At 70.5% G+C, this 8,048-nt stretch carries 6 protein-coding genes; 3 read left to right on the plus strand and 3 right to left on the minus strand.

What is annotated here, in order from left to right:
• The first annotated feature begins 178 nt into the window (after nt 1-178).
• From uvrB to ACFSVL_RS27235, 3 genes are read left to right on the plus strand one after another with little or no spacing between them, the layout of a single operon-like run.
• On the plus strand, nt 179-2,338 hold the full coding sequence (uvrB, locus tag ACFSVL_RS27225) for an excinuclease ABC subunit UvrB (protein ID WP_378308401.1): 2,160 nt from the start codon (nt 179-181) through the stop codon (nt 2,336-2,338).
• 27 nt (nt 2,339-2,365) lie between these two features.
• Nucleotides 2,366-2,638 (plus strand): type II toxin-antitoxin system VapB family antitoxin, encoded by a 273-nt coding sequence (locus ACFSVL_RS27230; protein WP_378308402.1) that lies wholly within the window; start codon nt 2,366-2,368, stop codon nt 2,636-2,638.
• Nucleotides 2,635-3,036 (plus strand): type II toxin-antitoxin system VapC family toxin, encoded by a 402-nt coding sequence (locus ACFSVL_RS27235; RefSeq protein WP_378308403.1) that lies wholly within the window; start codon nt 2,635-2,637, stop codon nt 3,034-3,036. Before ACFSVL_RS27230 ends, ACFSVL_RS27235 begins: the two co-directional genes overlap by 4 nt.
• A gap of 175 nt (nt 3,037-3,211) precedes the next feature.
• Here the strand turns inward: ACFSVL_RS27235 and ACFSVL_RS27240 are convergent, their stop codons facing one another.
• Genes ACFSVL_RS27240 through ACFSVL_RS27250 form a run of 3 tightly spaced genes read right to left on the minus strand, consistent with a single transcriptional unit; the run spans nt 3,212 to nt 7,796 of the window.
• Nucleotides 3,212-3,967, minus strand: coding sequence for an enoyl-CoA hydratase/isomerase family protein (locus ACFSVL_RS27240; RefSeq protein WP_378308404.1), 756 nt, complete (start codon nt 3,965-3,967; stop codon nt 3,212-3,214).
• Between the two features lie 26 nt (nt 3,968-3,993).
• On the minus strand, nt 3,994-4,932 hold the full coding sequence (locus tag ACFSVL_RS27245) for an ABC transporter permease (protein WP_378308405.1): 939 nt from the start codon (nt 4,930-4,932) through the stop codon (nt 3,994-3,996).
• A complete protein-coding gene (locus tag ACFSVL_RS27250) occupies nt 4,929-7,796 on the minus strand; it encodes an alpha/beta fold hydrolase (RefSeq protein ID WP_378308406.1) in 2,868 nt (955 codons plus the stop codon). Before ACFSVL_RS27250 ends, ACFSVL_RS27245 begins: the two co-directional genes overlap by 4 nt.
• Between the last annotated feature and the right edge of the window lie 252 nt (nt 7,797-8,048).

Raw genomic sequence — 8,048 nt, forward strand, 5'->3', positions numbered from 1 at the left:
CCCACCACAACACACAACAACACACCGCCGCTTGACAACCAAAACCCAGGGATGTCTTCACGGACAGCAACCCCGCTCTGGCGCCGCCAGGCGTTCGACCTGGGCGGGCAGGCGTCGGATCCCCAGCTCAGCCCGGCCGTCGCGGAAATTGTCGGTGCCCCGGCCTACCCTGGTCCTCGTGGCTTTCGCAACCGAACACCCCGTCCTCGCCCAGTCCGACTTCCGCCCGGTCTCCGAGGTGCCTCGCGCCGGCGGCCGGTTCGAGGTGGTCAGCGAGTACCAGCCCGCCGGCGACCAGCCGGCGGCCATCGACGACCTCGAACGCCGGATCAAGGCGGGCGAGAAAGACGTCGTGCTGCTGGGCGCCACCGGCACCGGCAAATCGGCCACCACCGCGTGGCTGATCGAGCGTGTCCAGCGGCCCACGCTGGTCATGGCCCCGAACAAGACGCTGGCCGCGCAGCTGGCCAACGAGCTGCGCGAGCTGTTCCCGCACAACGCGGTCGAATACTTCGTCAGCTACTACGACTACTACCAGCCCGAGGCGTACATCGCGCAGACGGACACGTACATCGAGAAGGACTCGTCGATCAACGACGACGTCGAGCGGCTGCGCCACTCCGCCACGATGAACCTGCTCTCGCGGCGCGACGTCATCGTGGTCGCGTCCGTCTCCTGCATCTACGGCCTCGGCACGCCGCAGTCGTACCTCGACCGGTCCACGAAGCTGGAGGTCGGCGGCACGGTGGAGCGCGACGTGCTGCTGCGCGCGCTGGTCGACGTGCAGTACTCGCGCAACGACATCGCGTTCGCGCGCGGCACCTTCCGGGTCCGCGGCGACACGGTGGAGATCATCCCGGCGTACGAGGAGCTGGCGATCCGCGTCGAGTTCTTCGGCGACGAGATCGACAAGCTGTACTACCTGCACCCGCTCACCGGCGACATCGTGCGCGAGGTCGAGGAGGTCCGGATCTTCCCGGCCACGCACTACGTCGCGGGCCCGGAGCGGATGGAGAAGGCCATCCGCGGCATCGAGTCCGAGCTGGAGGAGCGGCTGGCCGACCTGGAGAAGCAGGGCAAGCTGCTGGAAGCCCAGCGGCTGCGGATGCGCACCGCCTACGACATCGAGATGATGCGCCAGGTCGGGTTCTGCTCCGGCATCGAGAACTACTCGCGGCACATCGACGGCCGCGGGGCCGGCACCGCCCCGGCCACGCTCATCGACTACTTCCCGGAAGACTTCCTGCTGGTCATCGACGAATCGCACCAGACGGTGCCGCAGATCGGCGGCATGTACGAGGGCGACATGAGCCGCAAGCGCAACCTCGTCGACTACGGGTTCCGGCTGCCGAGCGCGGTCGACAACCGGCCGCTCACCTGGGAGGAGTTCTCCGACCGGATCGGGCAGACGGTGTACCTGTCGGCGACGCCGGGCCCGTACGAGATGGGCCAGACCGGCGGCGAGTTCGTGGAGCAGGTCATCCGGCCCACTGGCCTGGTCGACCCGAAGGTGGTCGTGAAGCCCACCGAGGGCCAGATCGACGACCTGGTGCACGAGATCCGCGAGCGCGCGGACAAGGACGAGCGCGTCCTGGTCACCACGCTCACCAAGAAGATGGCCGAGGACCTCACGGACTACCTGCTGGAGCTGGGCATCCGGGTCCGGTACCTGCACTCGGAGGTCGACACCCTGCGCCGGGTCGAGCTGCTGCGCCAGCTGCGCGCGGGCGACTACGACGTCCTGGTCGGCATCAACCTGCTGCGCGAGGGCCTCGACCTGCCCGAGGTGTCGCTGGTCGCGATCCTCGACGCGGACAAGGAAGGCTTCCTGCGCAGCGGCACGTCGCTGATCCAGACCATCGGCCGCGCGGCGCGGAACGTGTCCGGCGAGGTCCACATGTACGCGGACAAGATCACTGACTCGATGCAGTACGCGATCGACGAGACCGACCGCCGCCGCGCCAAGCAGGTCGCCTACAACGAGGAGCGCGGCCTCGACCCGCAGCCGCTGCGCAAGAAGATCGCCGACATCCTCGACCGCGTCTACAACGAGGCCGAAGACTCCGACGAGTCGGTCGCGGTCGGCGGCTCGGGCCGCAACGCCTCGCGCGGCAAGAAGCCGGAACAGGGCGACCGCGTCCGCAGCTCGGGCATGCTCACCGACAAGAACGTCTCGTCGATGCCGCGCGCCGAACTGGCCGACCTCATCCAGCAGATGACCGACCAGATGATGCAAGCCGCCCGCGACCTGCAGTTCGAACTGGCCGCCCGGCTGCGCGACGAGGTCTCCGACCTGAAGAAGGAACTGCGGGGGATGGACGCGGCCGGTATTAAGTAGTTACACCATATCGGGTACCGTTACACCATGGCGATGAATATCAAGGACCCGGACGCGGAGCGCCTGGCGGCCGAGGTGGCCGAGCTGACCGGCACCACCAAAACCGGTGCGGTCCGCGAGTCCCTTCAGCTGCGCCGGGACCAGCTGCGCAAACACGAGAACGCCGAGGAGCGGCTGAAGCAGCTGCGCCGGATGCTCGAAGAGGAGATCTGGCCGCTCATTCCGCCCGAGGAGCTGGGAAAGCCGCTCTCCAAGGAAGAGGAAGAAGACATCCTCGGGTTCGGGCCGGAGGGCGTGTGATCATCGACAGCTCCGCGATCGTGGCGATTCTCCTGCGCGAGCCGGGCCACGATCAGCTCGAAGAACGCCTCGCCGAGGCGACCGCGCCGAGAATCGGCGCGCCGACCTTGGTCGAGGTGGGCGTCGTCTTGACGGTGCGGCTCGGTTCCCGGGGGCGGCTCGCGCTGGCCAGATTCATGCAGGACAACCACATCGCGGTCGTCCCCTTCACCGAGGAACACAGCGAGATCGCCATCGACGCCTTCAGCCAGTTCGGCAAAGGCCGCCATCCGGCGAAGCTGAATCTCGGCGACTGCCACAGCTACGCCACCGCGAAGATCGCCGGAGAACCGCTGCTCTGCATCGGCGACGATTTCCCGCAGACCGACCTCGAACTGGTCAAGCTGGGGGAGCACTGACGGCCCGCCGGAACCCCCGGCCCCGGGGGTGCGCTGCGAACGAGGCACCCCCGGTTCCCGGACCCTCGACTCGACTTTCACAGAAACGTGCGGCCGAAGCAATGGGTGTTCGGGCAGAGCCGGGGAAAGAAAGTCCCCCGCGCCAGGCCTGACCTGGGCGGGCGGGCCGGAAAGCTCAGCGCTTCAGCACCTTCTCCACGTATGCCTTCACCGCCGCCAGCGCCGGTTCCGAGCGCCACAGCCGTTCCACCTGCGCATCGTCGGACACGCGGTTCTCCGCGATCCGCTGGTGGTACGGCTGCCGCAGCTGCTGCTTCGTGTGCGCGAACGCCTCCGCGGGCAGTTCGCCGAGGCGGGTGGCCAGTTCGCGGGCCCGGCCGAGCGCGTCCTCCGCGGGTACGACCTCGTCGACCAGGCCGCGGGGGAGTGCGTCAGCCATGGTGACCGTCGCGCCGCTGTAGATGAGGGACGGCAGCGGTGTCGTCCCGTAGGCGCAGCGCAGGATTTCCAGCGCTGACAACGGGAACGGCACGCCCACCAGCAGCTCCGTCACGCCGATGCGGCCGGGCCCTTCCGCGGCGATCCGGTGGTCGCACGCCGCGGCCAGGACCATGCCGCCGGCGATGGCGTGGCCGTTCACCGCGGCCACCACCGGGCGCGGGAAGCCGAAGACGGCCAGGAACGCGTCCGACAGCGCCGGCAGGAAGTCGCTGACGTAGCGCGCGCCGCCCTCGTCGATGGCGAGCAGGTCCACTCCGGCGGAGAACATGTCGCCGGATCCGGTGAGCACGACGGCGCGGGCCCCGGCCGCGTCCGCTTCTTCGAGTCTGATCACCAGCTCTTTGCAGGTGGCGGTGTCGAGGGTGTTGCCGCGCCCGTGGTCGAGGGTCACGAGTGCGACGCCGGCATCGAGTTCCAGGTGGATCGTCACGCGCCGAACCGTACCGGACATCCGGCTCAGCTGGTGACGTCCTTGCGCGCGAACCGGCGGCCCGCCAGCAGCAGGAACACCGTCGTGTAGATCACCGACGACAGCACCCCGCTGGCCAGGTTCGTCCAGTCGATGTCGGTGGAGATCAGGTCGATCCAGGCGAACGAATAATGCGTCGGCAGATAGTTCCGCAAGCCCTCCAGCGCGGTGATCTGGTCGAGGATCTGCGACAGGATCGCCACCAGCACCGTCCCGCCGACCGCGCCCAGCGGAGCTTCGGTGGACACGCTCAGCAGCAGCGCGAGCCCGGCGACCCAGGCCAGCTGCACCACGATGTACACAGTGGACATCAGCAGCGCCAGCAGGCTGTCGCCGAAGCTGATCGCGTCGCCGGTGGGGCTGATCGCGTCGCCCGCGCCGTACCAGAGGACGCCGACCAGCAGCGAAACCACCGGCAGCAGCACCAGCGCGGCGATCGACAGCAGCCCGGACACCACGGCCTTCTGCCGCAGCAGCCGGTGCCGCGGCACCGGGATCGCCAGCAGGTACTTCAGGCTCGACCACGACGATTCGCTCGCGATCGTGTCGCCGAAGAACAGCGCGACGATCATCGGCAGCAGGAACGTGCCGGACACGAAGAACGCGAGCACCACGAAGTTCGGCGCGCTCGCCGTCGCGAGGTCCACGAACCCGCCGGAGCGGCGGTTCGGATTCGCCTGCCCGATCTGGAACGCGACCACGAGGATGAACGGCAGCACCGCGACGAACGCCAGCACCAGCTGGGTCCGCCGGCGGCGCAGCTGCCGCTTCAGCTCCACGCTCAGCCGCAGCGTCCGGTCGGCGCGGTAGCCGGCCACCGCGCCGTCCGGGCCGACCTCGGCCGGTTCCGCCGTGGCCAGTTCGCTCAGCTCCTGCAGCGCCGCCGGGTCGGTGTGCACCCCGCCGGAACCGTTGCCCTCGCTCATGAATCCTCTCCCACCAGCTGCAGGAACGCGTCTTCGAGCCGTCGGCGCGGCCCGGCCTGCTCCACCGCGACCCCGGCGCGCACGAGCGCCGCGACCGCGTCGGCGCGCGGCAGCCCGTCGAGATTCGCGTGCACCAGGTCGCCCTCGGTCTCGATGTCCGACACCCCGCCGACGCTCTTGAGCGCCGCCGCGGCCGCCGCCGCATCGCCGACCCGGAACGTGGCCTCGCCGCTCGAGGCCGCCAGCTCGCCGACCTCGCCCGAGGCCACGAGCCTCCCGCGGTGCATGACCACCACGTGCGAACACGTCTGCTCGACCTCGGCCAGCAGGTGGCTCGAGACGACGACGGTGCGTCCGGTGGCGGCGTAGCGCTGCAGGACCTCCCGCATCTGGTGGATCTGCGGCGGGTCGAGCCCGTTGGTCGGTTCGTCGAGCACCATCAGCTCCGGCAGCCCGAGCATCGCCTGCGCGATCGCGAGCCGCTGCCGCATGCCCTGGCTGTACGTCTTCACCCGCCGGTGCACCGCGTCGCCGAGCCCGGCGATCTCCAGCGCCTCGGTGAAATGCGCCTTCTCGACCGGCCGCCCGGTCGCGGCCCAGTACAGCTCCAGGTTCGCCTTGCCGGACAGATGCGGCAGGAACCCGGACCCCTCGACGAACGACCCGATCCGCGACAGCACCGGCGCGCCCGGCGTGATCCGGTGACCGAACACCCGGATCTCGCCCGCGGTCGGCGTGATCAGGCCCATCAGCATCCGCAGCGTGGTCGTCTTGCCCGCGCCGTTCGGGCCGAGCAGGCCGAGCACCTGGCCCGGTTCGACGCGGAACGACAGGTCCCGGACCGCGGTGAAGCCGCCCGCGTACTGCTTGCGCAGCCCCTTGATCACCAGCGGAGTGTCCGCGAGTTCCGGGTCGACGTCGTGCGCCCGGCGGCGCCGGATCACCGCGACCACGACCACCGCGAGCGCGACCAGCAGCGTCGCGCCGATGCCGATCAGCTGCGCGACCGGCAGCGGAGCACCGACCGAAGCGCCCGGCACCACCGGAACGGCGAGCGCCGCGCCCGGGGCGAGCCCGACCCGGAAGACTCCCGGCTGCGCCGGCACCGAGTACGCCTGGTCAGTCGTGCCGACCACGAGCCGCAGCGAATGCCCGGCGTCGATCGGCCGCACGACGCCCGGCAGCGTCACCGTGACGTCGACCGGCGTGCCGTCGGCGGGCAGCCCGGTGACCCGGAACGGCGCGACCGCGTTCGCGGGCAGCACACGGGTGCCGTCCTGGCCGACGTCGTAAAGCTTCGCGAACAGCACGGCTTCCGGCTGCGGATGCGCCGGGTCGGTCGCGACCTGCAGCCGGACCGTGCTCGAACCGGACAGCAGCACCTGACTGCCGAACGGCGAGGTGCCGAACTGCGCGGCCTGCCCCGGCGGGTCGCTGCTGAACAGCGGAGCCAGCCGCGAGGTGCCCGACGCGAGCGCGTTGAGCCCCGGAATCCCGCTCACCGCAGCGGGATTCGCGCCCGCGGGCCGGACGATCGGCTGCGCGGGACCGGTGAGCGCCACCTGCTTCCGCTCGGTCCCGGCACCGGCGAGGCCCGGGTACTCGGCGGCGTTGACCGTCCGGACCGACGGGGTTCCGTTGGCGCGCAACGTGCCCTGGACGTCGTAGCTGAATCCGTGGCCGGGGTCGCCCTGCCCGGTGAGCGACGCCCACAGGAAGTCGCCGATCTTCGCGCGCAGCTGCGGTCCGGGGATGCCGCCGTCGTGCCCGCCGGTGTACCAGATCGTGCGCACCGAACCGCCCGCCGCGGTGATCTGCCGGGCGGTGGCGTCGGACTGGTCGAGCCCGAACAACGTGTCGCTCTCGCCCTGCACGAGCAGCGTCGGCGCGGTGATCTTCTCGGTGACCGAGGCGGGGGAGACGCGGTGCAGCAGCGCGACCGTCGCCGGGCTGGCCTTGCCGGTGGTCGCCAGTTCCGCGTACGCCTGGCAGACCTCCGCGGTGAACCGTCCGCAGGGATCCGCGGACGGCCGCTCAGCCCGCGCCCCGGCCGGAGGCGCGGCGGCCTGCGGTGCGGTGCCGCCGCTGTTTCCCGCCGTGCTGCCGCTGTCATTGGTCTTCTGTCCCGCTTCCGGCGCTTCGGCGGACGGCGTGCTGGCCGCGGCCGCACCCGAGCCAGCGGAGAAGAAGATGCCCGCCCAGCTCTTCTTGAAGACGCCGTCCGGGGAGAACGCGCCAGCCGCCGGAGTCTTCGCCGACGGGGCTGCGGTCGCAGCGGCGTTCGGCACGAGTGCCTGGCCGAGGTCGTTGTAGGTGATCATCGGCGCGAGCGCGCGCACCCGTTGATCGGTCCCGGCGAGCAGCAGCGACAGCGAACCGCCGTACGACGCCCCGGTCACCCCGATCTCGGGCGCTCCGCCGGACCCTTTCGCCACTTCTTGGCTCGCTGCCAGCCGGTCGACCAGGCGGCGCGCGTCGGCGACCTCGCGATCCGGGTCGTTCAGCCCGATCTTTCCGGTGCTGTGCCCGAATCCGCGCGCGGACCAGGCGAGCACCACGAACCCGCGCTGGGCCAGCTCGCGCGCCTGCGGGTCCACACTGGACTTGTCGCCGCCGAAGCCGTGCGCGAGCAATACCGCGGGCGCGGGCGTGTGTTCGGGGTAGTAGGTCGTGGTGTCGATCTTTACCTGATCGGGCGAACCAGGAGCAGCGGGCATCGCGACGAACGCGTCCTGGGTCCGGACCGGCGCGGGACCGCGGTCGCGGGTCGCCCAGACGGTCACCGCGGCAGCGGCGACCAGCACCACGGCGGCGACGGCGGTGAGCCGGGAGCCGCGGGTGCGGGGAAGCGGGATTCGGGGCACGACGCGAACGTTATGACGATTTTGCTGAGAACGCGCACAGGGACTCACACGGATTAGACATGGGGTCGTTCGGGGGGGGGGGGTGGGGCTGGGTGCGGTTGTGGGTGAGTCAGTCGGGGGCGGGTTTTCGGGGAAGGTGCGGCACGCGAACTGTGTTTGATGGCGTCGGCTTCGCCGCCGCGGGCGGGATCGCCTTTAGTCGGCGTCTGACCGAGTGGTGTGCTGGGCCCGGGGGGGCCGGGCACACCACTC

The sequence above is a fragment of the Amycolatopsis silviterrae genome (assembly GCF_042684085.1).
GTDB classification, from domain to species: domain Bacteria; phylum Actinomycetota; class Actinomycetes; order Mycobacteriales; family Pseudonocardiaceae; genus Amycolatopsis; species Amycolatopsis silviterrae.

Bases quoted from the DNA above. Each gene is read 5' to 3' on its own strand.
- ACFSVL_RS27245 (WP_378308405.1), bottom strand. From the start codon at position 4,932: ATGAGCGAGGGCAACGGTTCCGGCGGGGTGCACACCGACCCGGCGGCG.
- ACFSVL_RS27230 (WP_378308402.1), top strand. From the start codon at position 2,366: ATGGCGATGAATATCAAGGACCCGGACGCGGAGCGCCTGGCGGCCGAG.